We start from the raw sequence: 23,791 nt of genomic DNA on the forward strand, positions 1-23,791 counted from the left end.
AAGTTAAGTATACTAAGGCTATATTATTTTAATAGTAATAAAAAACCCTCTTTAATTATGAAAGAGGGTTTTTTATCGTAACAACCTTTTTAACTTTAATTAAAAAGTATTTTCATATTCACGTGCTTTTTTGATGTCGTAATTATGTTCCCATTTAGCAATAACGAGCGCGGCTAATGCATTACCAACAACGTTGAGGGCCGTACGTGCCATATCTAAAATACGGTCGACACCTGCGATGAATGCAAGGCCTTCAAGTGGGATCCCTACACTGCCTAAAGTGGCAAGCAGTACAACGAATGATACCCCAGGAACGCCTGCAATACCTTTTGAGGTGATCATCAGGGTAAATACGAGTATCAGTTCTTGCCCTATGGATAATTCAATACCATAGAGCTGGGCGATAAATATTGCTGCAATACTTTGGTATAAGGTAGAACCATCGAGGTTAAATGAATAACCGATAGGAATAACAAAACTGGTTACGGATTTTGGTGCGCCGTATTTTTCCATTTTGTCCATGATGCGTGGAAGTACAGTTTCAGAACTTGCGGTGGAATAGGCTAACAGAAGTTCGTCTTTTAATATTTTCATTAACGTGAAAATATTAATTTTGCAATAGCGTGCAACAATTCCTAAAACCACCACCGCAAAGAAAATAATTGCGCAGTGAACAAGAATAACCAGTTTAAGTAACGGCACCAATGATGAGAAACCAAAGTTTGCAACAGTAACTGAGATCAGTGCGAATACCCCGATTGGTGCATACATCATGATCATATTAGTGACGCGGAACATGGTTTCAGAGAAGGTCTGTAATACATCAAGCAGTGGTTGTTTTTTCTCAGCAGGTAAAGATGATAGTCCTAAACCGAAAATAACCGCAAAGAAGATGACCGGAAGCATATCGCCACTCGCCATCGCTGCAAAAATATTGCTAGGAACCAAAGTGAGAATGGTATTGATAATCCCGGATGGGTGGCTTTCGACTTCTTGCGTTGTTTTTTCGTATTGAGAAATATCGACTTGGGTGAGCTGAGACATATCAATGCCAACACCCGGTTGAAATATATTTGCGAAAGAAATACCGACAATAATAGCAATTGTGGTAATCACTTCAAAATAGAGAATGGTTTTGAAACCGAGAGAACCTAACTGTTTTGTATTGCCGACACCAGCGATACCTACGATGAGCGTTGAGATAACAATAGGGACAACGATCATTTTAATCAACTGGATAAATATTTTACCCGCGGGAGAAAGGATATTTAAAATAAGCCAATCTTTGTACTCTGTATTGTCATGCAAAAGCGCACCAGCAATAACACCTAAAATAAGAGCGACCAGTATTTGCCATCCTAGGCCAAATTTAAAGGGCTTCTTATTAGTCACTTGGTTTAATGTCATAATGGAATCTCATTTATATTAATAATTTTTATGTGTGCTTTTTTATTATCGTAAATTTTATAGCGAATATTCGAGAAAACTACAACTGTTAACTCGATTTATTTGAGTAATTTCAGCAAGTAATTTATATCAAATCGTTACTGTTGTTAAATAAATGCGCTAAATGTCAATAAATTGTAGCATTTTATTGTTTGATGTGAATTCCTATGGCATGAGAAAGTTAATTTTTGAAGTATATTAAAAAAATGAAAGTGTTTTATTCTGGTGTCTTTTTTGTTAAAAATTGGTTGGTTGGGTAAAAATAAAACTAGATTAGATAAAAAAAGCAAACAAAAGCACTTTTTTTATTACATGACGATATAAATAGAATATTAAAATTAAAGATAAGAATGTGATTAATTAACAATGCAGAGTTTTCTACTTTATAAATTTAAACTTACCTTACTGTAATACCAGTAAAAAATTTTATTGTAAGAATAAAATGATTCACTCAAATTTTTGTAATGTGAAAATGAGTGAAAAATTTAATCTACAGTAATTGGGAGAAGGAAAGAGAGAAGTAAATTGGAAGAAAAGACGAAATTAAAACGAGGTTTGGCTGCGTTTATAAGCTGCCAATAGCGTTCGCTCAGATAAATCAAGGTAGCTACGTAAGGTATTTGCGGCTTCAAGATTATGGCCTTCATCAAGTAGCTCAAGGATAAATTGGTTTTTATCAATATAAGGGGCATATAAAATTTTAGGGTCATTAAGATGGCCAAAAGCGAGACGCAGTTCAGCGGAGACATTTCGATAAAGCTTAATAAGCCGTTCACTATCGGTTAATTCGACAATCGCAGTATGAAATTTCATATTGGCAGTACCCACACTAATCCAATCCTCAACTTTTTCATGTTTACGCGCATCACAAACCGCATCCTTCATTTTTTGAACAGCAGGATGTAACGGATAGGCGTGTTCCAGTGCATTACATTCAATCAGTCGCCTAACATGATAAATATCAATAATCGCCGCCATATCGGGAATTGACACAAAAACGCCCTTATTTGGTGCATAGGTCAATAACCCTTCTTGAGTTAACACGCGAAAAACCTCACGAAGGGTATTACGTGAGATCTCAAGCTCCTCACTGAGTGTTGCTTCAGATAAGCGCTGTCCTGGTGTCATTTCCCCAACGGTGATTTTAGCGCGGATAACTTCTGCAATCGTGACTGACAAGGTTTGGGCAACAGGCGTTTTTTTCATAAAAAAGCACACTTGAATTTGATGAATAATGAAGCGGCTATATTCACATATTCACGTTTAGGCGGCAAGTTTCCTTTCAAAAACATCAAGGTGCATCCCAAGATTTGCACCCATATAGTGAAAGTGGCCTAAATTGCACTGAATTAGTGCATGCCAAGTAGGGGCATCACGTGTTCTTCGCTTTAATTGTTAAAAAAGTGATCTCGCCTTGATTTTTAAATCACAGATAACGATTTTTATTGATTGTTTATTCGGCATCTCATACTAATTGTTCAACAATCTATTAAAAATGAATTAACAATTATTCTAACAAGTAGAACAATGGCACGATAATTGCCTGAGTGATAATCGCAATAACAACATCTATAACGACACAAATAATTAAAACAATAAGCATAGAGGAGTACGTATATGGCAGCTCAAGAAAGCGCACCAAGCACTGCTGAGTATGTGAAAAGTCGCCGTTCTTCGTTGATTAGTGCCATCTTTTTGATGGCGACGTCTGCAATCGGGCCTGGTTTTATTACCCAAACCGCAACATTCACAGTCGCATTAGGCGCAGCTTTTGCTTTTGGGATCTTAGCGTCAATCGTGATTGATTTTATTGTGCAGCAAAATATCTGGCGAGTGGTGACATTAACAAAAACGCACTCTTCTGAAATCGCCAACGCAACAATTCCCGGAAGTGGTTATGTTTTGGCTGTGCTGGTGATTTTTGGTGGTTTGGTATTTAACATCGGAAATATTGCAGGGGCGGGGTTGGGGCTCAATGCGTTAGTGGGGCTTGATCCAAAATGGGGCGGGCTCATTAGCGGGTTATTGGGGATTTACATTTTCTCATCTCGTAAAGCGAGTACCTTTATCGATCGCTTAATGATTGGTCTAGGTTTGGCGATGATAGCATTAACGCTGTATGTGATGTTTGTTTCTAACCCACCTGTCGGTGAGGCATTAAAACAAAGCGTGATGCCAGATACTATTGATTTCGCCATGATCACAACGATTGTTGGCGGAACTGTCGGGGGCTATATTTGTTATGCCGGTGCACACCGTTTATTAGATAAGGGAACGGTCGGCATTGAAAACATCCATGTTGTATCGAGTGCGGCAACAAAAGGCATTTTAGTTGTTGGTTTGATGCGTTATGTCTTATTTTTAGCGATTTTGGGCGTCGTCGCAAGCGGCGTAACAATCGATCTTTCAGGGCAAGCTGCGAACCCTGCATCCCAAGCGTTCCAAGCGGCAGCAGGTAATTTTGGTCTGCGTATTTTCGGTTTGATTTTATGGGCCGCTGCGTTGACCAGTATTATTGGTGCGGCATATACCTCAATGAGCTTCTTGAAAGTATTCAAAACATCTATAACTGAAAGACAGCGCAACGTTGCTACCATTGTCTTTATCACGATTTCGTTGGCCATCTATTTATCAATGGGTACCGCTCCGGCTGCATTGTTAGTATTTGCGGGTGGGTTTAACGGTTTAGTGCTACCCCTTGGTTTAACCATTTTTGTGTACATCGCATGGAGACGTGCAGATTTGATGCCGGGTTATCATTATCCGCGTTGGTTAATTTGGTCGGGGATCGTGACCTGTGCGCTAACGTGGTATATGGCGGCCATGTCCGTTACTGCTATTTTTAATTACCTGAAATAACCCTTGGAGTGATGATGAAAAAACAAATCGATTTAAACAGCGACTTAGGGGAAAGTTTTGGTCAATGGCGGATGGGAAATGATGAGGCTATCTTACCCGTGGTCAGTAGTGCCAATGTGGCTTGTGGTTTCCATGCAGGATCGCCAGAAGGAATTTTAAAAACCTTAACGGCGGCCAAAGAAAATGGTGTGGCAGTAGGGGCTCACGTGGGCTATCCCGATTTAGTCGGTTTTGGGCGTCGTAATATGGATATTGCTTCTAGCGAGTTGACTGCGGATGTCATTTACCAAATCGGTGCATTGAAAGGGCTAGCTGCCGCAGCGGGCACTGACGTTTTATATGTGAAGCCCCATGGAGCCCTTTATAACACTATTGCTCATGATAAACGCCAAGCCACAGCAGTGATTGAGGCAATCAAAGCTATTGATAATAAATTAATTCTTGTTGCATTAGCGGGTTCACCATTAATTGGTTGGGCGCAAGAAAGTGGTTTGAATGTGGTGGCAGAAGCATTCGCAGATAGGGCTTATAACAGTGATGGCACATTAGTTTCGCGTAAGCTGGCTGGCTCCGTGTTGCATGACCCGAAAATCGTTGCTGAGCGCATGCTGCAATTAGTGCAAGAAGGTGGCGTCATTTCGATTGATGGTCAATTTACCCCGATTGAGGCTGGGTCAATTTGTGTCCATGGGGATAGCCCAGGAGCACTGGAAATGGCACAACAAGTCCGCGCTATCCTTGAAAAACAAGGGATTGAGATTTATGGTTTTGCCCATAAAGGAGAGCATGAATGACACAATTAATGAAAGCCTCCAAGCAAGCAATTGAAGCTGCACGGGCTGCCCGTGAAGCAATACGAACTGGCTATGATAAACCTACCGCAGGACTCGCGCCGGGAATGACGCAAGCCAATATGATTGCACTTCCTCGTGATTGGGCGTTTGATTTTTTATTGTACGCACAGCGTAATCCCAAAAGTTGCCCCGTTTTAGATGTATGTGAAGCAGGGAGCTGGCAAACTATTTTAGCCGATGGTGCGGATTTACGAACGGATATCCCTCGTTATCGTGTATGGGAACACGGGCAATTAGCCGATGAAATCACGGATGCGACAGCGATTTACCAACAACATCCTGACTTAGTCACATTCCTGATTGGTTGTAGTTTTACATTCGAGACACCTATGATTGAGGCGGGAATTGATGTACGACATATCACCGATAAATCGAATGTTCCGATGTATAAAACTAATCGTTTGTGTCGTCCCGCAGGGCGCTTACAAGGGGAGTTAGTGGTTTCGATGCGGCCAATCCCCGCCAATCGAGTTGCGGATGCCGTGAGTATCACAGGACGATTTCCTGCCGTTCATGGTACGCCTGTTCACATTGGGGCCCCTGAAAAACTCGGTATTACCGACATTATGAAGCCTGATTTTGGTGATGCGGTGCGTATCGAAGAAGGGGAGATCCCCGTGTTTTGGGCCTGTGGTGTAACACCACAAGCGGCAGTGATGAAATCGGGCGTTCCATTTGCGCTAAGTCATGCTCCGGGATACATGTTTATCACCGATGTGCCTGACGCGGCTTATCATATATAGAGGTGCCCATTGAGATTTTTACCGGTCAATCTAAGTGCGCTGATGGTAGAGCTGCAAAGCCTTGAACAGACGATGGCACTCACAGATTCATTAAATGAAATGCCTATCAAGGGGGTGGAAGAAATCACCCCTGCGGCAAGAACGATTTTAGTGAGATACAACCCGATTATTATTGATGCCGATGATTTGGTTAGCCAAATTTCAGTCAGAGATATTTCGAAAGTGGCGTCTAAGTCGAGCAAACTTGTGGTCATTCCTGTGCATTATACGGGGGAAGACTTAACAGAAGTCGCTGAAATATTGGATATTTCGACGGATGAGGTAATCCGCCGTCATACAGAAAATGAATACCAAGTGGCATTCAGTGGTTTTGCGCCCGGTTTTGGTTATATGGTATCGAAAGGGGCACAGCTGCATGTACCTAGACGCCAATCACCGCGCGTTCGAATTCCTGCTGGTTCGGTGGCACTGGCAGGGGAGTTTAGCAGTGTATATCCACAAGCAAGCCCCGGTGGATGGCAGCTCATTGGTGTGACAGACCTGGCGATGTGGGATATCAATCGCGCTGAGCCTGCCCTGGTGCAAGCGGGATCACGAGTAAGTTTTGTTGATGCCGCAAAAAGTACAGTGAGTTATAGCCTACCTGAAAAGGCTAAAGAGACCGTTACGTTGCAGAATTCAGCGAACGATTTCACTGTGTTAGCCACAGGGTTACAAACGTTATTTCAAGATTTAGGGCGTATTGGCCAGTCTGCTCTCGGTATTTCTGAATCTGGGGCAATGGATAAAAATGCTCTGAGAAGTGCAAACCGCTTAGTGGGTAATGTTTCCGATGAAACTGTATTAGAAATTACGCAAGGTGGCTTCAAAGCGCGGGCGAACAAAGACTTAGTCATTGCTATTACAGGTGCGCCTTGTGTAATCGAAATCACGACAGAAAATGAAGAACATTACGAAGCTGATGTGTACCAAACTATCCACCTTGCTAAAGGGGATGTGATCAAATTGGGTCGACCGAGTAAAGGTGTTCGCAGCTATTTAGCGATACGGGGCGGTTTTAATATCGAACCCGTTTTATCGAGTTGTTCATTTGATACCTTAGCGCAAGTTGGGCCATTGCCAGTAACAGTAGGGCAAGCGTTGGCAATTAATGATAAAGCAACTACACAAGCTATCTCTGTTAATGAAACGCCTATTTTTGATTACCCATCAGCGGATGATGTTGTGGTATTAGATGTCATTTTAGGGCCGAGAACAGATTGGTTTACGCAACAAGCCATCGAACGGCTCACCAACCAATTATGGCAAGTTACCGCTGCATCGAATCGTATAGGTTTGCGTTTATTGGGTGAACACCCGTTTGAGCGCGAAATCCAACAAGAATTACCGAGTGAAGGAACGTGCATTGGTGCTATCCAAGTGCCTGCTAATGGACAGCCTGTTTTATTTTTGAATGACCACCCATTGACAGGCGGTTACCCCGTTATAGGTACAGTGTGTGAGTATCATTTGAGTCTTGCAGGGCAAATCCCTGTGAATGCCCAAATCCGTTTTAATCCATTAGGTGAGTTTAAAGAATTACAAGGGAGTGATTGTGCTTATGAACACGAACAACAATAACAAAACCCATAAAGTACTGATTGCCAACCGTGGCGAAATTGCTGTGCGCATCATCCGTGCCTGTCGTGATTATGGTTTTCAATCTGTTGCTGTGTATGCAGATAGCGACATTGCCGCGTTACACGTCAAAATGGCGGATGAAGCTTATGGGTTAGGGGGAAATACCCCAGCTGAAAGTTACTTGAACATTGAAAAGTTAATAGAAATTGCAAAAAAATCAAGGGCGACGATGGTTCACCCTGGTTATGGTTTTTTATCTGAGCGTGCAGAGTTTGCTCGTGCAGTTAACGACGCAGGGCTAATCTGGATTGGGCCAAGCGCGGAAAGTATTGATATTTTAGGTGATAAAGTCCAAGCCCGTCATATTGCACTGCAAGTTGGAGCCCCGTTAGTTGTCGGCACCAAAGACCCCGTTAAAGATGCACGAGAAGTGGTGGAGTTTGCTCATCAACATGGCCTGCCTATTGCGATTAAAGCTGCCTTTGGTGGTGGTGGTCGTGGCCTAAAAGTCGCGTGGCAAATGCATGAAGTCGAAGAGCTTTACCATTCAGCTGTGCGTGAAGCAACGGCAGCATTTGGGCGTGGTGAATGCTTTTTGGAGCAATTTTTACATAACCCGCGGCATATCGAAGCGCAGGTTATTGCAGATACCCATGGTAATGTGCTGGTGGTGGGGACTCGCGACTGCTCATTGCAACGCCGTAACCAAAAATTGGTAGAAGAGTCCCCTGCGCCCTATTTATCAGAAGCGCAATTACAGCAAATTATCACCTCTTCGACCGATATTTGCCGTAAAGCGGGCTATGTTGGGGCGGGAACGGTTGAGTTTTTATTAAGCCAGGACGGTACGTTATCTTTCCTTGAAGTGAATACACGACTACAAGTTGAGCACCCCGTTACAGAAGAAACGGCGGGCATTGATCTCGTTATTGAACAGCTGCGTATTGCGGAAGGTTTACCATTAAGTCTCAATGAGATGCCTAAACCGCGGGGTCATGCTTTTGAGTTTCGCATCAATGCCGAAGATGCAGGAAATGGTTTCTTACCTACGCCTGGAACAATCACTGTTTTTGATGCTCCATCAGGTCCTGGGGTGCGTGTAGACAGTGGGGTAGAGGCAGGAACAACAATTCCACGGACTTTTGACTCATTAATGGCAAAACTTATTGTCGTTGGAAATACCCGTGAACAAGCGATTTCCCGTGCTCGTCGTGCTCTGTCAGAGTTCAATATTGAAGGGGTAGCCTCTGTTTTACCTTTCCACCGTGCCGTGATGGAACAATCTGATTTTTATGAAGATTTTAAAGTGCACACTCGCTGGATCGAAACAGAGTTTAATGTGGATATTCCACCAGCGCCGCGCCAAATTCCACAAGAGGGCAATGAGTTGACTCGTACGTTTATTGAAATTGATGGTAAACGTTGTGAATTGGGTTTGCCTGCACAGCTCTTTTCGGGGTTATCTGTTAACCCTGCGCAAGAGTCAAAAAATGTGTCACAAAAGGTGAGTAACCCAGATGCCGTCAATGCCCCGATTTCAGGTGTGCTCTTTAATTGGTTGATCCCACAAGGGGAAAAAGTGCTTGAAGGGGATATCATTGGGGTTATGGAAGCGATGAAAATGGAGGTTCAAGTGCTAGCTCATCGAACAGGAACATTAAAATACAGTGCCAACAAAGGTGACTTTATTGAAGCTGATTGCCAAATTGCAGAAATAAATTAGGTAAGCCTTGAGCTAACTTGGGTTCAAACATGGACTCAAGTTAGCGTGAGTGGCGCTCTGGCAGTGAACGCAAAGGTGGATGCGGCGCTGGTACGGCATGTTTTTCTTCCGCCGTCATTTCTTCGCTATCACGGTAGACTTCTCCGCACAAAAAATACAAATTCGGGCGCTTAGATTCAAGGTAGCTTTTTCGACTAACACATTGTTCTTGGGTGAAAATGGAGTCAGTTACAGGAAGTGCATCACATGAATCTGTACCGCAAGGGCTAACCCACAGGGCCCAACCAATAAGTACCATATGTCCTGCCATTTACATTGCCATCCTTAATGAGAGCTAATATGAAACGCTGAAGAAGTATTAATGTGACGTAGCATGCTCGAACGTGTTACTCATTCAATTATATTATCAGTGAAATTCTAACATTAGCTTAACCAAATGTATCTATTTCTCCTTGGCAAACAGATGACTTCACATTAAATAACAAAATATGAAAATGGAAAAAGTTTAAATCTATTATAGTGATAGATACAATAATTTACCTTAGATATAAACAAGATAATTTGTTAAATTGTGATAAAGATTGTTGTGCAATTTTTTAGCGCCAGCTCGCAAAAAAACAAAATAATTTGCTGTAAATTCCCGTTTTTAGAGCTTAACCCTGTCAATTAATGCGATTATTAACTAGGATTACGATAACACCTAATAAGAAAATCGATAGGAATTTATGATGAATGCCATGGAAGAAGTGCTTTCATTTTGGTTTGAAGAATCTACACCAAAACAGTGGTTTGAAAAAAGTACAAAGTTTGATTCGACGATAGCTAGCCGCTTTTCCTCAACTTGCGAGCGTGCAGCAAAAGGTGAATTGGCCTATTGGCGTGCGTCCATTCGCGGTCGTTTAGCGGAAATTATTGTGCTTGACCAGTTTTCTCGAAACTTATGGCGCGATACACCTCGAGCATTCGCTCAAGACTCGATGGCACTGGCATTAGCGCAAGAAGCTATCAAGCAACATGATTATAATTTGCTGACTTTGTCGCAACGTAAATTTGTCCTGATGCCTTATATGCATTCAGAATCCAGCTTTATTCATTTACAAGCAGTGGAATTATTTCGCATGCTAGGGGATGACAATACGCTAGATTATGAAATGCGTCATAAGGCGATTATCGATAAATTTGGGCGTTATCCTCATCGTAATGAGATTTTAGGCCGCGCATCAACGAAAGAAGAACAGGCTTTCTTACAAGAGCCAAATTCTTCATTTTAGTGCACAGAATAACCAAAGAGCAGTTTGCTCTTTGGTATCACAAAAACTAGCGAAACAACTCAACTGGAATGGGTGTAAGTTCAAGTTGTTGCTGCAAGTCAGTTAGGTAAATCTCAGTGACTTTTGCGAGGTTTGGGTAGAATGGGTTTTCGGTTTGGGTTTGTTGAACCAACGCTAAATAACGGTAAGCCCAAGGTAATAAATGCTGTTCCAGCAATTCAACGATAGCCTGATCTTCGCCTTGTTCAGCAAGCGCTGAAATGGCCATCAACATCAAGCCAAATTGGTCTTCAGGCTCACGGATACCAGTATCGGTAACTAACCCTTTTGATTCCAGTAAGTTGCGATAAGCCGCCGTTGACTCGCCCATCACAGTATTATCATGCTCAAGGTACACTGACCCCCAAGGCGGGGCAGGCATTGTGCCTTGTCCTTCAAATAATATCGAATAATCATAAGCAATATCATCAGGTTCTGTTTGTGCCAACGAAGCAGAAATAGCCTGAATTTGGTCTGGATCTTCCCATAAGTGTAATTGAGGTATTTCACTTAAAACTGGGTAGACATTTTGTAACGTATCAGATTGCGGAGAGTAGTAAAAAAACGCACCAAGGATGCGAAATATTGTCGTATCAATCATATTTTTATCCGTCTTATTTCGTGCTACAGCATGACATTGTCATCTGCTTTCCCGCGATTACATCAATGATAGGTTTCGTTGTTTCTTAAACAAAGAACCCCAAAAGGAGTTCTTTGATAAGGCATCTTAACACAGTAACAACAAAGGGTTACATGGTGATCTGCCACAAGTTATAGAAAGCAATTCGACCGGCAAGTTCAGCTAGCAAAACGGCGGCTGCGCAGGTCGCTAATGTTGCTTTTGGTGCGCGTTGTTTCAGTGCCATTCCGACAAATGCGGCTAAGGCAATGGCTAAGACAACCACTTGGAAGCCCCAAAAACCGGTTTGTTCACCGCTAAGGACAGGGCCTGTTTCCGTTAGGAACGCTTGGTATCCTGCACGGCTGGCAAAAATAGCGAACGTACCGATAAGGAAAGAGGCAATGCCTAATCCGCGAGCACCAACGGCAATAGCAAGTGCACCACCACCAACGAGCATCGTCATCCACATTTGTAGTGTGGTGTAGCCAGTATTCCAATTGGCAATTGTTGCAATGTTATATACCTGTGGGATTGACCAAACAAAGGCTAACCCAGAGATCACCGCCGCAATATTGGCTAATTCACGTAAGATGGTATGTTTGAAGAACAGCGTAAAAAATAAAGTCGCTGCTGCACATCCAACAAATACACCACTTAAGAAGGCTTCGTTACTCATTGGAGAACGACCAACCCCCAGCAACATGTTAAAGAAGCGCAGTGGTTGACCTACGTGCAATCCACCAATCACTAAGCCAATCAGCATAACAATAAATGCAATAATATTGGCGGTTTTTAACTGTTTGTCATCAATGGAACCCATTTTGCGGCTCAAGTAGGCCAGTAAAAATAGCCCTGCGGCAGATTGCCCTAAGACGGTGAAAAAAACTAATGGTAATTCATGCATTTTACACCTCCGCTGGGTTTTTCAGTTCGCCGCTTTTATCGCCAAATGGCTTCGCGTCTTTATGGGGTTTAATGACAATGTTCGGGTTGGTGAAGCTTGGGTCTGGCATCGGTGCAATCCCGCATTCTGTGCCGTGTAATTCACGCAGAACATTAATGTCATCAAAATCTAAAGCGCGTTGTGGGCAAGACTCAACACACACTGGCTTCATGCCTTTTGCGACACGTTCATAACAACCGTCGCATTTGCTCATCAGCTTTTTCTTTTCATCAAATTGCGGTGCGCCATATGGGCAACGCAATTCGCAATAACGGCAACCGACACAAATAGACTGGTCAACAACCACTAAACCGTCTTCTTCACGTTTATGCATTGCCCCTGTCGGACAACCCGCGACACACGTTGGGTTTGAGCAATGGTTACAGGAAATTGACAGGTAATAGTTAAAGACATTTTGCTGCCAAATTCCGTCTTGTTTTTGCCAACTTCCGCCGCCAAATTCATATACACGGCGGAACTTAGGGCCTAAATCTAAATCTTTTTCGTCCTTACAACTGACCTGACAGGTTTTACAGCCAGTGCATTTTGTGGAGTCAAAATAAAAGCCATATTGTTTCATCATTTAACTCCTTAAGCGCGTTTAACTTCAACAAGGTTGGTATGCTGTGGTGTACCTTTCGCCAGCGGGGAAGGCACGTGTGAAGTTAAGGTGTTGATACAACCGCCAACATCTAAACCTTCACTATTGAGGGTACGCCATGCACCCTGCGGAACAGCGATAACACCAGGTAAGACACGCTCAGTGACTTTAACTTTAATTTGAATGCGGCCACGATCATTGAAAATTTCAGCCAAATCGCCATTACTTAAACCCCGTTGCTGTGCATCAATTGGGTTAAGCCAGAATTGATGGGGGATAGCTTCACGTAGCATCGCCACGTTGTAATAGGATGAATGGACATGGCCTTTATCATGGAAACCTGTCATCAATAAAGTGTGTTTTTGGTCTTTAGCTTGCGCCTCAACCCCTTCTTTATTCACACAATATTCTGGCAGAGCAGGGATGCGTTGGCCTTCTGGTAACTCCCAGTTTTTGACTCTTTCAGCCAGTTTTTCCGAATAAATTTCAATTTTTCCTGATGGCGTTTTTAACGGGTTGTTAATTGGGTCATCGCGGAATTTCTTCAGTGCAATATTTTCGCTGCTATTTAGGAATTTACGATCAATGATACCTGCACCATCTGTTTCGCTAAATTCAGGCAAGTGTGGCATTTTTTCACGCGTCTTGTTGTAACAGAATTCAATCCACTCAGCGTAAGTACGGCCTTCGGTGAATTGCTCTTTAACACCCATTTTTTCCGCTATTTCGGCTAATACATCATAGTTAGGGCGGTTTTCCCATAATGGCTCAATCGCGTTCTGTAGGCGTACAAGGTAATGATACGCACCACTTGCATAGGAGTTATTAATCAGGTCGTTAGTTTCAACGGTGGTGACGTCAGGCAGCAGCAAATCTGCATATTTAGCAGAAGGAGTGTCATGGTTATCCCACACTAAAATAAACTCACACTTAGACTCATCAGAGAGAATTTCATGGGTTTTATTTAAATCACCGTGCTGGTTACCAATGACGTTACTGGAGTAACACCACATAAATTTGATGTCGTTTTCCAGTTTATCAACACCCTTGATACCGCCATTTTCTGCCGTCAGTTCTTTACCGCGTACAATGGCTTCAGACCACATGTAAGTTGGAATTAGCGCTTTCACAGGGTTAGGTAATGCAAAACCTGCAACTGGGTAAGCGTAGCTATTACCCCATAAACCGGTATTAGTACCTGCTCGGCCAATATTGCCTGACATTAATGGCAGCATCATAATGGAACGACAAGCCTGCTCACCGTTTTCCGTACGTTGTAAACCCCAGCCTTGTGAAATCCAAGCACGATTTGCATTACCAATTTCGCGAGCTAATTGGGTGATACGTGCAACAGATATTCCCGTTAGTTTACTTGCCCATTCAGGGGTTTTAACGATGCCGTCAGGGCCATTACCTAGGATATAATCTTTGTATGAACCATTGCGTGGTGCAGAAGCGGGCAGTGTGGACTCATCCCAACCCACACAGTAATTTTTCAGGAATTCTTCGTCAGTTAACCCTTCTTGGATCATCACATAACCCAGCGCTGCGACTAATGCCGCATCAGTCCCTGGATAGATAGGGATCCATTCAGCGCCTAGAGTTGTAACACTGTCTGTACGGCGCGGGTCAATAATAATGACTTTCGCTTTACTTTTGTCTAATGCATTGAGTGTTTCATAAAATTGGCCTCCACCGGACATCCGTGTTTCGGCGAGGTTATGACCAAACATGACGACTAAATCAGAGTTTTGGATTTCGGATAAATAAGACTCTTCAACGCTACCATATACGTATGGCGTAATTTCCATTAATTGAGCGTATGAATAGGTACCGTAGTCGCCTAAAAAACCGCCTGTGAGGCTGAGCAGGCGTTTACATGCGGCACGACCATGCAAATTTGCACCTGTTGAGCCAGAACCATATTGGTAGTAAATGGCATCACTACCATATTTATCAATGGTATATTTTAGTTTTTCAGCGATGATAGTAGTGGCTTCATCCCAAGTGATTTTCTTGAATTTCCCTTCACCACGTTTACCTACACGAACCATTGGGTATTTTAAACGGTCAGGATTGTAGGTTTTCCAACGTACAGATCGTCCACGTAAACACGGGCGAATTTGATGTTCACCTAAAGTGGAGTCATCGTACATTGTTTCGTTAGAGATACGGCTGATAACACCGTCTTTAACGTGAACCTTCAGAGGACAGCGACTTCCACAGTTAACTAAGCATGCGCTGTAACTGATTTTTTCGCTGACTTCGTCAGGCATGATTGCTGGTGCTTTTGCTTGAGCAGAAAAGGGGAGAGTGATTGAGCCTGCCACTGCGGCGACGCCCGCAACGGTTGCAGAGGTTTGTATAAACTCCCTCCTGCTCAGTTCTCCAAATTGAGTATTATTTTTAATTTTATGCATTGACATTGCCTATATGTAAATAACAACACGACTAACTTGTTTTATATGTTAAAAAATGTCTGTGTTAAGTGACATGATTTACATCAATGTTGATACGGATAAATTTTATGTATTTATATAATTTATAAGGAGTTTTTTTGAGCTGAAGAGGGTTTTAGTTCTATTTTTATTAACTATCGTTATATTTATTTTTATATAATGATTGGGTGGGAAATGAGGAAAAAGAGGGGCTAAACCCTCTTTTAAAATACTACTTTAGATGTAGATAAATAAGAAACTTTTACTAATCACTTGGTGTTAACGGTTTTACTGCCGACGAGTTAATTAATCTAACATCATTTCCGGTAGGTGATTGATGTGGCATTAAATTAAATTGCGGCAAGATTGAAAAGATGTGGTCAAAGATATCCGATTGGATTCTTTCATACTCAACCCAAACCGTTGTATTGGTAAATGCGTAAATCTCGATAGGGATACCATTCGAGTCCGATTCCAATTGCCTTACCATGATGGTCATTTTTTTATGAATGTTAGGGTGTGCTTTTAAATAGGCATCAATATAAGCACGAAATGTCCCGATGTTTGTCAAACGGCGCTGATTTAATGGGATCGCTTTGTCATCAGGGAGCGCAGAATTAAACACTTGGATTTCAGATACTTTTTGGCCGATATATGGCTCAAGTAAGTTGGCTTTTTCGCAGTGCGTAATTTCTTCAGGCGTTAAAAAATGTACGCTGGTGGCATCAATACGAAAACTGCGTTTTATCCGTCGCCCACCAGATTCAGTCATGCCTTTCCAGTTCTTAAATGAATCTGAAATTAATGCATAAGTCGGAATGGTCGTAACGGTATTATCCCAGTTACGGACTTTCACTGTAGTTAAACCAATATCAACAACGGCACCATCAGCACCGTATTTTGGCATTTCTAACCAATCACCAATATTCACCATATTATTGGCTGATAGCTGTATCCCAGCAACTAAGCCCATTATTGGATCTTTAAATACCAACATCATTACTGCTGTCATGGCTCCGAGTCCACTTAAAATAATCAGTGGAGACTTACCAATCAAGAGTGCAATGATCATGATGGCAATCAGTATTGATGCAATTAGTTTAATACTTTGGAATATTCCTCGTAGAGGAAGGTGGGCGGTTTTGGCAGCACGTTGCAAGATACCTAATACGATATCAAGTATGGAGTAAATCGTTAATAAGCCAAATAATAAACACCAGGCTTGTGAGCCAACCTTAAGAACGGTTTGTGCGGTTGAGCCAGCAGATAACCAAAGCGTTGCTTGGATGTTAACTACCACCCCTTGGATCACAAAAGCAATTCGGTTGAAAAGATAATGTTGGGTGAGCAAATGCGGCCAGCTACCCGCAGATTTTTGCCCCCGTTTTTCTAACGTAGGCAGTAATATTTTGTGTAAAAAAAGGTGCAAGACAAGAGCGACAATCAGTATGAGCCCAAGCACCATGAGCAAAGAGGCGAGGTTGGCATAGTCTTGATTAAACTGGTGGACCCAGTCGAGCAGTTGCTGCTGCATGTGTTCTCCTTCTATGACGATGTTTTAATTGCAGTTTATCTCTATAAAAAGTTTTGGTTACTAAGAAAGACTATCATGAGCAGATTTAAATTTCATTATAAGAGAAATAAAACTCTGTCTTAATAATGTATGGAAGCGATAAGTATTGGGATGATAATAAAATCACGTTGATAATAATAACGTAGATGAATGGATGGCTTTTAGCGTAACGTGCCAGGCATGCCAACATAAATTTAACACACTGCAAAATAGCAATAAAAAAGCGGCTTTGAATTCAAAGCCGCTGTGCAAAATATTTGCAAATTAACGCTAATGATAAGGTAAATGAAAGGTTTGATTGACTAGAAAACAACTAACTTACATAAAACGTTTTGACAGTAATTCAACGACTTCTTGAACACTACTGATAAATTCTTTAATGCTGCTCATGGTTAACTCCGATTGTTAAAGTGTGATCTCGATCACGTGAGGGCATTTTAATCTTTGGGTTGTTAATGTCAAGTTAATCCTAAAATATATTTTAAAAATTAAACATAATTTTAATGTGGGTATTTGTCGTGATTATTGTTTCTTCTAAAGGCCTTATAAGAAAAATGATGAATTGAAATGCAGAGAGGTAAATATGGTGTATGGTTAATTATACGAAAGAGAATAAATTGGCTAATTAAAGGGATGTATATAAATGATAACTTACGTGAATGGTCAGTATCTACCTGAAGAACTGGCTACCGTGTCTGTTTTCGACCGAGGTTTTTTATTTGCCGATGCTGTATATGAAGTGACCGCCATTATCAATGGAAAACTCGTTGATTTTGAAAACCACATTGTGCGATTACAGCGTTCATGCCATGAACTGCAACTAAATTTACCGTATGGCGTGGAAAAGATTAAACAAATTCATACGCAATTAATTGAGCGTAATAATATCAATGAAGGACTTATTTACCTTCAATTTACTCGAGGAAATGCAAAACAGCGTAATTTTTTATTTCCTGATAAAGAGACTAAGCCAACATTAGTATTATTTGCACAAAAGACGAACATTGTTGATAACTTAAAAGTAAAAAATGGTATTACGGCTGTCACAGTAGAGGATATTCGATGGGGGAGATGTGATATTAAGACAGTGGCTTTATTAGCTGCATCTTTAGCAAAAGAGCATGCTAAACAACAAGGTGCTGATGATGCAATTTTCGTTAAAGATGGGATTGTAACTGAAGGAAGCTCCAGTAATTGTTTTATCATTAATCAGTACAATCAATTACAGACTCGAGGGCTGACCTATGAAATCTTACCAGGTATTACGCGAAAAGCGGTTCTTTTGCTGGCCCAAGAGCAGGGTATAGAGATTATTGAAAAACCGTTCAGTCTTGAAGAAATGCTAACAGCGAAAGAAGTCTTTATGACATCAGCTACAACATTAGTTTGCCCTGTTATCAAAATTAATCATCATGCGATTGGAGACGGTAAGCCGGGGAATATTACCATCCGGCTACGCGAGATTTACCTAGAAAATACTAAATAAAATAAACTTTGTTATTTTAATTGCAGAAATTCCTTAACGGAAGAAACCGTGACCATGCCCTCTAATGCTTGAATACTTTGCTCATGAAGTTCAAGTGTTGGAGCGGCACATAAATCATCTAAAATAGTGACAAAGTAGCCCAAATCATGCGCTTCACGTGCTGTACTCTGAATAGCCTTTACGGTGCTAACTCCGCCAATGAACAACTGTGTAATGCCATTATTCGTGAGCCACTTATTAAAATGGTTTCCTGCAAATGCGGAGACACCTTTTTTAATCATTACAGGGTCGCGAAATCCCACATCAAGGTCGTGCACCCAATTGCAGCCATTGTCACTTAGTTTTAATGCGCCGATTTCTTTGGCATGTTGAAACATGGGGGAACCCGCGGGAACATCGTGGTAATTATCCGAAAAACCAACTTTTACCCAAATGACAGGCATTCGAAGGTTTCTTGCATGGGAAGCTGCTTGGTTCGCTTTTTCAATAATTCTGCGTTCACAAGTTTGTTGGTAGCTAGAATTTGATAAGCCACTTTTACCAATTATCTCTTCAATGAGATCAATAATTACTAATGCCTTGGACATTATTGCCTCTTTTAAATTAAGTAAATTAACGTACAAAAGAGGCATTTTATCTGTAAAGTAGTGGCTATGCTGTTAACTCAATTACAGAATTCAATTTAAGGTAAATCAATAATAAAACCAATTCCCTGATTATCTAATCCATCAGTAACTCTAATTACAGCTCCAATTTTTAACGCTAAATTATGGGCAATGGATAAACCCAAGCCACTCCCAGTTTCTACCGTACCAGGGACACGGTAAAAGCGAGGAAAAATAAGTTGGCGGCTTTGTTCTGGGATACCTCTTCCATTATCTTGCAATGAAATTGTGGCCCCAAAGGGGGATAAATCTTTAATTGAAACTTTAATCTTGCCTTTTTCTGGGCAATATTTGATCGCATTTTCAATCAAATTGGTAAAAATATTGGTGAGGGCTAGTTTGTCTGTGAGTACATAGAAAGAATCTGGGCTTTGCAGTTCTACATCGATATTTTTATTGATGGCATAAGGAACATGGGATGAAATAATCGTACTGATTAAAGCAGGCAAGTCGATTTGTTCTTTATTTAAAGCAAAATCTTCTGCTTCTAAACGTGCTAAATCAATAAGCTGATGAGATAAAGACGCTGCACGGTTTAATGTCTCCTGCATATCATTAATAATTTCTTCTTTTTCTTTTGGGTTATCGATCTGTATTAATAAATGCAATTGAGCGATAACGGCAGCGATCGGTGTACGTAGTTCATGTGCAGCATCAGCCATAAAGCGCTTTTCCCGTTGATTTGCTGCATCTACACGGGTCATCAGGTTATTGATTGCAGCAATAATAGGGCGAATTTCTTTATACTGCTCTTTAACTTCGATAGGCGATAAGTTACCAGGCTGGCGACTGGATATAATCTTTGCAGCTTGTCTTAATGGCCTTAGGCTAAAATAGGCTGTAATGACAATAGCAAGAAACATGATCGCTAATATAAAAGCTAAGGGTATTGCTGTCCCTTCCGCTGGCGTGCCTAGCAATGAGGTACGGTCTGCGTAGGATTCTGCAATTATCACTTCAAACTGCTTCGAGTGGTTCCATGCGGATGTAAAATGCCAGTCTGGGTATTGTCTTGTTAGCTCGTCAATTGTTTTTAGAGAAGGCACCGCTAATTTTTCACTATTGCGGTAAAGGACATTACCTAAGTTGTCTCTAACAACCATAAATGGTCGATAATTAATCCCTTCACCACTTTCAATAGCCTCGGTATAGAGGTTTTGTAATATGTTGGCGATTTCATTAAAATATTCAGGATTATCAGAAACAACCCCCAGTGTTTTGGCAAACCCAGTCGTAATGATCACTTGTTGCTTGTTCAATTCTTCATGAATTGATGGCCAATAGAAAAATTGTAACCAACCGACTAATATTAGCCATAGAAAAATCACAGAGCTAATTTGTAGGCCGAAGGTATAAATAAAAAAGGATTTAACTTTCACTTGGCTGAGCTTCTTTTTTTAATAAATAGCCGATACCACGGATAGTAATAATTCGGTCTTTACCTATCTTGCGGCGTAAATTATGAATATGAACTTCTAAAGAGTTACTTTCCACATCATCGATACCGAAGAGTCGCTGTTCTAAATCTGTTTTTCGAACAACATTATCTGCATTTTTAATTAGCTCATACAACAATAAATATTCTTTTCCTGAGAGCAAAAGGAGTTGTTCATTAAGTGTTACTTGATGGTTTAATGGATTTAATTGCAGGTTATCTAATTGCCAAATTTCAGAGGAAAAACCAGCCATTCTACGACTTACTGCTTTTACTCGAGATATAAGTTCTGGCATGGCAAATGGTTTGGTTAAAAAGTCATCAGCACCTGAGTCTAAGCTAGAAACCAAATTATCCATTTGATTTCGTGCGGTTAATATAATGATTGGAATTGACTCCCCAGATTGGCGCCATGTAATTAACTCTGCATGACCATCACCATCGGGTAGCCCTAAATCTAATAGCATTAAATCAAAATTACGAGAAGTGAGCTGTGACTTTGCATCTGCCAGCAATCGTACCCAACAAGGATTAAATCCCGCTAATTCTAAGCCACGGCAAAGTGCTTTCCCCAGTTGGAGATCATCTTCTACTAATAGGATATTCATATTATCACCTCTGAGCGTCAGTATAAGCAGCCAATGGAAACCAGACAATATCTAGTCGTCCCAAGTTCAGCTTAGATTTAAGTTTATCTTAAGCTTGGTTTAACCCAGTTTTAAGGTACAAAAATATAGACAGATTATTATTCTTCCATCCTCCTAAGAATAAGAGCATTGATGATGAAGCAAGCTTTCTATGAAGTACCAATATTTATCGTAGTTATTCTCATTGCTTTGATAATTATGGGAAAAGATTTTAATAAAACATCAGGCATTCATTTTTCAAACATAACAATTAATGAAGTCGCTACGTGCACGGATGTTAATAAATGCATTTCTCAGGCACGCATTTCTGATGAAAGAAAAAACAAATTAAGCCCATTAAAAGAAATTAAAGCATTTTTAAGGCAAAAAATTTATTAATCACGATGAGTGTCATTTGAAAATGAAAAAAATTGCAGCATTAATGGTTGGTATCTTGCCGTGTAGTTATGTTGTTGCGGGGGAAAGTACATTTATTTCAGGGGCAGGAGTCAATATTGCACCCGTTTATGAAGGTTCAAAAAAATACCAGTTTGGACCAAATTTAGAGGCAACGTATGCTTACCTTTCGGATAATTATGGCGTATTTAGTTTAGGTATCGAAGGAGTTGCATGGGGAATAGGCTTAACAGAGAATCTCACTTTTGTTAGTTCGTTGGGCTACGATTATGGCCGTGATGAAAAGATTGGTTTTCTTGGTAATAAAAATAAAGATCTTAAAGGAATGGGGGATTTAGATGGTTCCCTGCTAGTCGGTGCTGACCTTTATTACACACTAAACAACTATGAATTCTACATCATGGGTGATATTGCAACAAAAGATAGGCGTTATGGTGGGCGCCATATAGGCCGTACTGCTACTGTAGAATTAGGTGTCAATACAAACTATGAAATTAATAACTCATGGGAAATGGAATATAACTTAGCAACAGTATGGGGAAATAAAGCGTACAATCAAGCCTACTTTGGTGTCTCAAAACAACAAGCTAGCAAATCTAAATTTGCAGAATACGATGCTGGTAGTGGATTTAAAGATGTACATGGCTCAGCCACATTAAATTATAATATGGATGAAAGCTTCACCTTATATTCAGGTATTGCTGCGTATTATTTAATTGGTGATGCAGGTAAGAGTACATTAACTGAGCAAAAATTAGGTTTGATTGGGTTCACTGGTTTTCGCTACGCATTTTAAGTATGATAAAATAAAGGAATGTTTAGATTACCTTTAACATTCCTTTAGTTAAAATTGTTATTCAGCTGTATTTTCTTCGGGGATCCACCCATCATCCAGCCAAATTTCTTCTAATATTTCTTCGATGCGTACCTTATCTTCTGACATTTTAGTTCCAGAAATATTGACACGCTGCTGCGAACTAAAACCGACGCGAGTTACCATGTCAGGGTACTGATTCTGCAGTTTGCGTAAAATCTCAGATTCAAGGGCGAGTAAAACGTTTGTGCTTGGTTTTTGTAGTGCGTTTTTATCAAATAAAACTTCAATCCGTAACATAATAGCCTCGGCTAAAGACTGTATTAATATACAGTATTTTTAGATGTATAAGGAGAAAAAGTCAATAAGATTATAAAATATTTTTCAAATTAGATGAGTTAAATGGCAATGAATTTCGGAAGGAAAATAATAAACAATTAAAACAGATAGTTAAAAATAACTAAAAATAAGGTTGTTGAGGATAAATTGATTGTCAGCATTAAAAAAATACGTATTCTAAAAGTGTATTGTGTCCCCGTAATGATGAGTATAGGAATAAATGTTACATTCAATCAGATTATCTAGCAATGATATAAACGAGAAAGAGGCTGTTAATCAGTTATACGATAAATCCTTTCCACTTTATGAGCAAAGAAGCTACCAAGGTCGAGAGTCAATTTTAGGGCTTAATGATTATCATCTTTATTACTTTACAGATAATAGTGAATTTGTGGGTTTTATAGGCTGCTGGAAAATTAAAGATTATTTCTATATTGAACACCTCGCTATTTCAGACTTGCTAAGAGGGCAAGGCTATGGACAGAAAGTATTAAAACAGTTTTGCCTCGATGTTGGGCAAGTCATTCTTGAAATTGACCCTGTTATTGATGAAGTCAGTAGAAAACGTCTTTCGTTTTATCAGCACTGTGGCTTTCAACAAAATGAATATGCACATGCGCACCCAAGCTATTACCCTGAAAATAAGCCTCATGAGCTAGAAGTATTAAGCTATCCACAAGCTATAGATAAAGAAACTTATCAACATTTTAACCAGATGCTACAAACAGTTGTGATGGAAAAAACGTTATTGTAAATCTGTTGATAAGACAGCTTTAGCTTGGGATGTAGCAATAGATAAGTTCTGGGTCGTTATCATCCAAGTTTTCAATACTGCCACTCGGAATAAAGCCAGCTTTCATGAAAAGCTGTTGGGTGGCTGTATTTGATTGATTTGTTGAGGTGAAAACTTTTGTTGTTGGACTTCTTTTGATCAATTGTTTTATTAATAGTAATCCTAAACCCTGTCGGCGATATAGGTCATTAACCATCAATAGTTCAATAAACCCGTGTGCAAAAAATTGCGAAGTTATGACACCGTACGCGAATATTTCTTCTTTTTCTTCCAACACGAAGCAATGGCCCTGTTTGACCCAATCTCTGATTTCGTTTAATCGAATATCTGTCGCTACGGTGTCTATCTTGTAGACAGTGTTTATGTCATTTATGGTTGCTAAACGAAAATTCATCTAATTCCCTCATCAATTTATTGTAGTTATGCAGTATAGAGCAAAATTATTTTATTTATCAATACTATCGGGAAATCAGTAAAACATGCT

The 23,791-nt window shown here is 40.5% G+C and carries 23 protein-coding genes; 10 read left to right on the forward strand and 13 right to left on the reverse strand.

Annotated elements, in window-relative coordinates; all coding sequences use genetic code 11:
* Window positions 1-99: 99 nt before the first annotated feature.
* The gene (gene gltP, locus AC4IFT_RS04925; protein ID WP_490731315.1) at window positions 100-1,407 is read right to left on the reverse strand and encodes a glutamate/aspartate:proton symporter GltP; all 1,308 of its coding nucleotides are present in this window, start codon (window positions 1,405-1,407) and stop codon (window positions 100-102) included.
* Between the two features lie 582 nt (window positions 1,408-1,989).
* Window positions 1,990-2,652, reverse strand: coding sequence for a GntR family transcriptional regulator (locus AC4IFT_RS04930; protein WP_490750743.1), 663 nt, complete (start codon window positions 2,650-2,652; stop codon window positions 1,990-1,992).
* Between the two features lie 411 nt (window positions 2,653-3,063).
* Here AC4IFT_RS04930 and AC4IFT_RS04935 point away from each other — a divergent pair, with 411 nt between their 5' ends.
* From AC4IFT_RS04935 to AC4IFT_RS04955, 5 genes are read left to right on the forward strand one after another with little or no spacing between them, the layout of a single operon-like run.
* Window positions 3,064-4,305 (forward strand): NRAMP family divalent metal transporter, encoded by a 1,242-nt coding sequence (locus AC4IFT_RS04935; RefSeq protein WP_490731311.1) that lies wholly within the window; start codon window positions 3,064-3,066, stop codon window positions 4,303-4,305.
* A gap of 14 nt (window positions 4,306-4,319) precedes the next feature.
* Window positions 4,320-5,099, forward strand: a complete 780-nt coding sequence (locus AC4IFT_RS04940) for a LamB/YcsF family protein (protein WP_490731309.1) — start codon at window positions 4,320-4,322, stop codon at window positions 5,097-5,099.
* Window positions 5,096-5,902, forward strand: coding sequence for a putative hydro-lyase (locus tag AC4IFT_RS04945; RefSeq protein WP_490750744.1), 807 nt, complete (start codon window positions 5,096-5,098; stop codon window positions 5,900-5,902). The genes AC4IFT_RS04940 and AC4IFT_RS04945 overlap by 4 nt, the downstream gene beginning before the upstream one ends.
* Window positions 5,903-5,911: 9 nt before the next feature.
* The gene (gene pxpB, locus AC4IFT_RS04950) at window positions 5,912-7,522 is read left to right on the forward strand and encodes a 5-oxoprolinase subunit PxpB (protein WP_490750745.1); all 1,611 of its coding nucleotides are present in this window, start codon (window positions 5,912-5,914) and stop codon (window positions 7,520-7,522) included.
* A complete protein-coding gene (locus AC4IFT_RS04955; RefSeq protein WP_490731303.1) occupies window positions 7,503-9,245 on the forward strand; it encodes an acetyl/propionyl/methylcrotonyl-CoA carboxylase subunit alpha in 1,743 nt (580 codons plus the stop codon). Before pxpB ends, AC4IFT_RS04955 begins: the two co-directional genes overlap by 20 nt.
* Window positions 9,246-9,285: 40 nt before the next feature.
* Here AC4IFT_RS04955 and AC4IFT_RS04960 read toward each other — a convergent pair whose 3' ends face one another.
* Complete coding sequence (locus AC4IFT_RS04960; protein WP_490731301.1) at window positions 9,286-9,555, reverse strand: hypothetical protein; 270 nt, start codon at window positions 9,553-9,555, stop codon at window positions 9,286-9,288.
* Window positions 9,556-9,973: 418 nt separating this feature from the next.
* On the opposite strand from AC4IFT_RS04960, the gene AC4IFT_RS04965 reads away from it, so the two are divergent.
* Window positions 9,974-10,516: a DUF924 family protein gene (locus AC4IFT_RS04965; protein WP_490731499.1), complete on the forward strand. Its 543-nt coding sequence runs from the start codon at window positions 9,974-9,976 to the stop codon at window positions 10,514-10,516.
* A gap of 46 nt (window positions 10,517-10,562) precedes the next feature.
* Here AC4IFT_RS04965 and AC4IFT_RS04970 read toward each other — a convergent pair whose 3' ends face one another.
* From AC4IFT_RS04970 to AC4IFT_RS04990, 5 genes are all read right to left on the reverse strand, one after another.
* Window positions 10,563-11,156: a molecular chaperone TorD family protein gene (locus AC4IFT_RS04970; protein ID WP_490731299.1), complete on the reverse strand. Its 594-nt coding sequence runs from the start codon at window positions 11,154-11,156 to the stop codon at window positions 10,563-10,565.
* A gap of 148 nt (window positions 11,157-11,304) precedes the next feature.
* Window positions 11,305-12,081 (reverse strand): dimethyl sulfoxide reductase anchor subunit family protein, encoded by a 777-nt coding sequence (locus tag AC4IFT_RS04975; protein ID WP_490731297.1) that lies wholly within the window; start codon window positions 12,079-12,081, stop codon window positions 11,305-11,307.
* Window position 12,082: 1 nt separating this feature from the next.
* Window positions 12,083-12,700, reverse strand: a complete 618-nt coding sequence (locus AC4IFT_RS04980; protein WP_206082307.1) for a DMSO/selenate family reductase complex B subunit — start codon at window positions 12,698-12,700, stop codon at window positions 12,083-12,085.
* 11 nt (window positions 12,701-12,711) lie between these two features.
* Window positions 12,712-15,141, reverse strand: a complete 2,430-nt coding sequence (locus tag AC4IFT_RS04985) for a DMSO/selenate family reductase complex A subunit (protein ID WP_490750746.1) — start codon at window positions 15,139-15,141, stop codon at window positions 12,712-12,714.
* Window positions 15,142-15,424: 283 nt separating this feature from the next.
* The gene (locus tag AC4IFT_RS04990; protein ID WP_490731283.1) at window positions 15,425-16,693 is read right to left on the reverse strand and encodes a mechanosensitive ion channel family protein; all 1,269 of its coding nucleotides are present in this window, start codon (window positions 16,691-16,693) and stop codon (window positions 15,425-15,427) included.
* Window positions 16,694-17,375: 682 nt separating this feature from the next.
* Here AC4IFT_RS04990 and AC4IFT_RS04995 point away from each other — a divergent pair.
* Window positions 17,376-18,218: a D-amino-acid transaminase gene (locus AC4IFT_RS04995; RefSeq protein WP_490750747.1), complete on the forward strand. Its 843-nt coding sequence runs from the start codon at window positions 17,376-17,378 to the stop codon at window positions 18,216-18,218.
* 11 nt (window positions 18,219-18,229) lie between these two features.
* On the opposite strand, the gene AC4IFT_RS05000 is transcribed toward AC4IFT_RS04995, so the two are convergent.
* The 3 genes from AC4IFT_RS05000 to AC4IFT_RS05010 form a co-directional block, all read right to left on the reverse strand.
* Window positions 18,230-18,805, reverse strand: coding sequence for a cysteine hydrolase family protein (locus tag AC4IFT_RS05000; protein ID WP_490731279.1), 576 nt, complete (start codon window positions 18,803-18,805; stop codon window positions 18,230-18,232).
* A gap of 95 nt (window positions 18,806-18,900) precedes the next feature.
* Window positions 18,901-20,262, reverse strand: coding sequence for a sensor histidine kinase (locus AC4IFT_RS05005; protein WP_490750748.1), 1,362 nt, complete (start codon window positions 20,260-20,262; stop codon window positions 18,901-18,903).
* Entirely contained in the window at window positions 20,252-20,926 is a 675-nt protein-coding gene (locus AC4IFT_RS05010; RefSeq protein WP_490750749.1) for a response regulator, read from the reverse strand. The genes AC4IFT_RS05005 and AC4IFT_RS05010 overlap by 11 nt, the downstream gene beginning before the upstream one ends.
* 171 nt (window positions 20,927-21,097) lie before the next feature.
* Here AC4IFT_RS05010 and AC4IFT_RS05015 point away from each other — a divergent pair, with 171 nt between their 5' ends.
* Both AC4IFT_RS05015 and AC4IFT_RS05020 read left to right on the forward strand, forming a co-directional pair.
* Window positions 21,098-21,343, forward strand: a complete 246-nt coding sequence (locus AC4IFT_RS05015; RefSeq protein WP_490750750.1) for a hypothetical protein — start codon at window positions 21,098-21,100, stop codon at window positions 21,341-21,343.
* 22 nt (window positions 21,344-21,365) lie between these two features.
* On the forward strand, window positions 21,366-22,157 hold the full coding sequence (locus AC4IFT_RS05020; RefSeq protein ID WP_490750751.1) for a MipA/OmpV family protein: 792 nt from the start codon (window positions 21,366-21,368) through the stop codon (window positions 22,155-22,157).
* Between the two features lie 57 nt (window positions 22,158-22,214).
* Here the strand turns inward: AC4IFT_RS05020 and AC4IFT_RS05025 are convergent, their stop codons facing one another.
* The gene (locus AC4IFT_RS05025; RefSeq protein WP_490731269.1) at window positions 22,215-22,475 is read right to left on the reverse strand and encodes a DinI-like family protein; all 261 of its coding nucleotides are present in this window, start codon (window positions 22,473-22,475) and stop codon (window positions 22,215-22,217) included.
* A gap of 259 nt (window positions 22,476-22,734) precedes the next feature.
* Between AC4IFT_RS05025 and AC4IFT_RS05030 the strand changes: the two genes are divergently transcribed.
* On the forward strand, window positions 22,735-23,268 hold the full coding sequence (locus AC4IFT_RS05030) for a GNAT family N-acetyltransferase (RefSeq protein WP_490731267.1): 534 nt from the start codon (window positions 22,735-22,737) through the stop codon (window positions 23,266-23,268).
* Between the two features lie 19 nt (window positions 23,269-23,287).
* Here AC4IFT_RS05030 and AC4IFT_RS05035 read toward each other — a convergent pair whose 3' ends face one another.
* The gene (locus AC4IFT_RS05035) at window positions 23,288-23,701 is read right to left on the reverse strand and encodes a GNAT family N-acetyltransferase (protein ID WP_490750752.1); all 414 of its coding nucleotides are present in this window, start codon (window positions 23,699-23,701) and stop codon (window positions 23,288-23,290) included.
* Window positions 23,702-23,791 lie beyond the last annotated feature (90 nt).

It is taken from the genome of Providencia sp. UF-183 (assembly GCF_058246155.1).

Excerpts from the sequence above, each read along its gene's own strand:
- gltP (WP_490731315.1), bottom strand. The coding sequence starts at position 1,407 with ATGACATTAAACCAAGTGACTAATAAGAAGCCCTTTAAATTTGGCCTA.
- AC4IFT_RS04930 (WP_490750743.1), bottom strand. The coding sequence starts at position 2,652 with ATGAAAAAAACGCCTGTTGCCCAAACCTTGTCAGTCACGATTGCAGAA.
- AC4IFT_RS04935 (WP_490731311.1), top strand. The coding sequence starts at position 3,064 with ATGGCAGCTCAAGAAAGCGCACCAAGCACTGCTGAGTATGTGAAAAGT.
- AC4IFT_RS04940 (WP_490731309.1), top strand. The coding sequence starts at position 4,320 with ATGAAAAAACAAATCGATTTAAACAGCGACTTAGGGGAAAGTTTTGGT.
- AC4IFT_RS04945 (WP_490750744.1), top strand. The coding sequence starts at position 5,096 with ATGACACAATTAATGAAAGCCTCCAAGCAAGCAATTGAAGCTGCACGG.
- AC4IFT_RS04955 (WP_490731303.1), top strand. The coding sequence starts at position 7,503 with ATGAACACGAACAACAATAACAAAACCCATAAAGTACTGATTGCCAAC.
- AC4IFT_RS04960 (WP_490731301.1), bottom strand. The coding sequence starts at position 9,555 with ATGGCAGGACATATGGTACTTATTGGTTGGGCCCTGTGGGTTAGCCCT.
- AC4IFT_RS04965 (WP_490731499.1), top strand. The coding sequence starts at position 9,974 with ATGAATGCCATGGAAGAAGTGCTTTCATTTTGGTTTGAAGAATCTACA.
- AC4IFT_RS04970 (WP_490731299.1), bottom strand. The coding sequence starts at position 11,156 with ATGATTGATACGACAATATTTCGCATCCTTGGTGCGTTTTTTTACTAC.
- AC4IFT_RS04975 (WP_490731297.1), bottom strand. The coding sequence starts at position 12,081 with ATGCATGAATTACCATTAGTTTTTTTCACCGTCTTAGGGCAATCTGCC.
- AC4IFT_RS04980 (WP_206082307.1), bottom strand. The coding sequence starts at position 12,700 with ATGAAACAATATGGCTTTTATTTTGACTCCACAAAATGCACTGGCTGT.
- AC4IFT_RS04985 (WP_490750746.1), bottom strand. The coding sequence starts at position 15,141 with ATGCATAAAATTAAAAATAATACTCAATTTGGAGAACTGAGCAGGAGG.
- AC4IFT_RS04990 (WP_490731283.1), bottom strand. The coding sequence starts at position 16,693 with ATGCAGCAGCAACTGCTCGACTGGGTCCACCAGTTTAATCAAGACTAT.
- AC4IFT_RS04995 (WP_490750747.1), top strand. The coding sequence starts at position 17,376 with ATGATAACTTACGTGAATGGTCAGTATCTACCTGAAGAACTGGCTACC.
- AC4IFT_RS05000 (WP_490731279.1), bottom strand. The coding sequence starts at position 18,805 with ATGTCCAAGGCATTAGTAATTATTGATCTCATTGAAGAGATAATTGGT.
- AC4IFT_RS05010 (WP_490750749.1), bottom strand. The coding sequence starts at position 20,926 with ATGAATATCCTATTAGTAGAAGATGATCTCCAACTGGGGAAAGCACTT.
- AC4IFT_RS05015 (WP_490750750.1), top strand. The coding sequence starts at position 21,098 with ATGATGAAGCAAGCTTTCTATGAAGTACCAATATTTATCGTAGTTATT.
- AC4IFT_RS05020 (WP_490750751.1), top strand. The coding sequence starts at position 21,366 with ATGAAAAAAATTGCAGCATTAATGGTTGGTATCTTGCCGTGTAGTTAT.
- AC4IFT_RS05025 (WP_490731269.1), bottom strand. The coding sequence starts at position 22,475 with ATGTTACGGATTGAAGTTTTATTTGATAAAAACGCACTACAAAAACCA.
- AC4IFT_RS05030 (WP_490731267.1), top strand. The coding sequence starts at position 22,735 with ATGTTACATTCAATCAGATTATCTAGCAATGATATAAACGAGAAAGAG.
- AC4IFT_RS05035 (WP_490750752.1), bottom strand. The coding sequence starts at position 23,701 with ATGAATTTTCGTTTAGCAACCATAAATGACATAAACACTGTCTACAAG.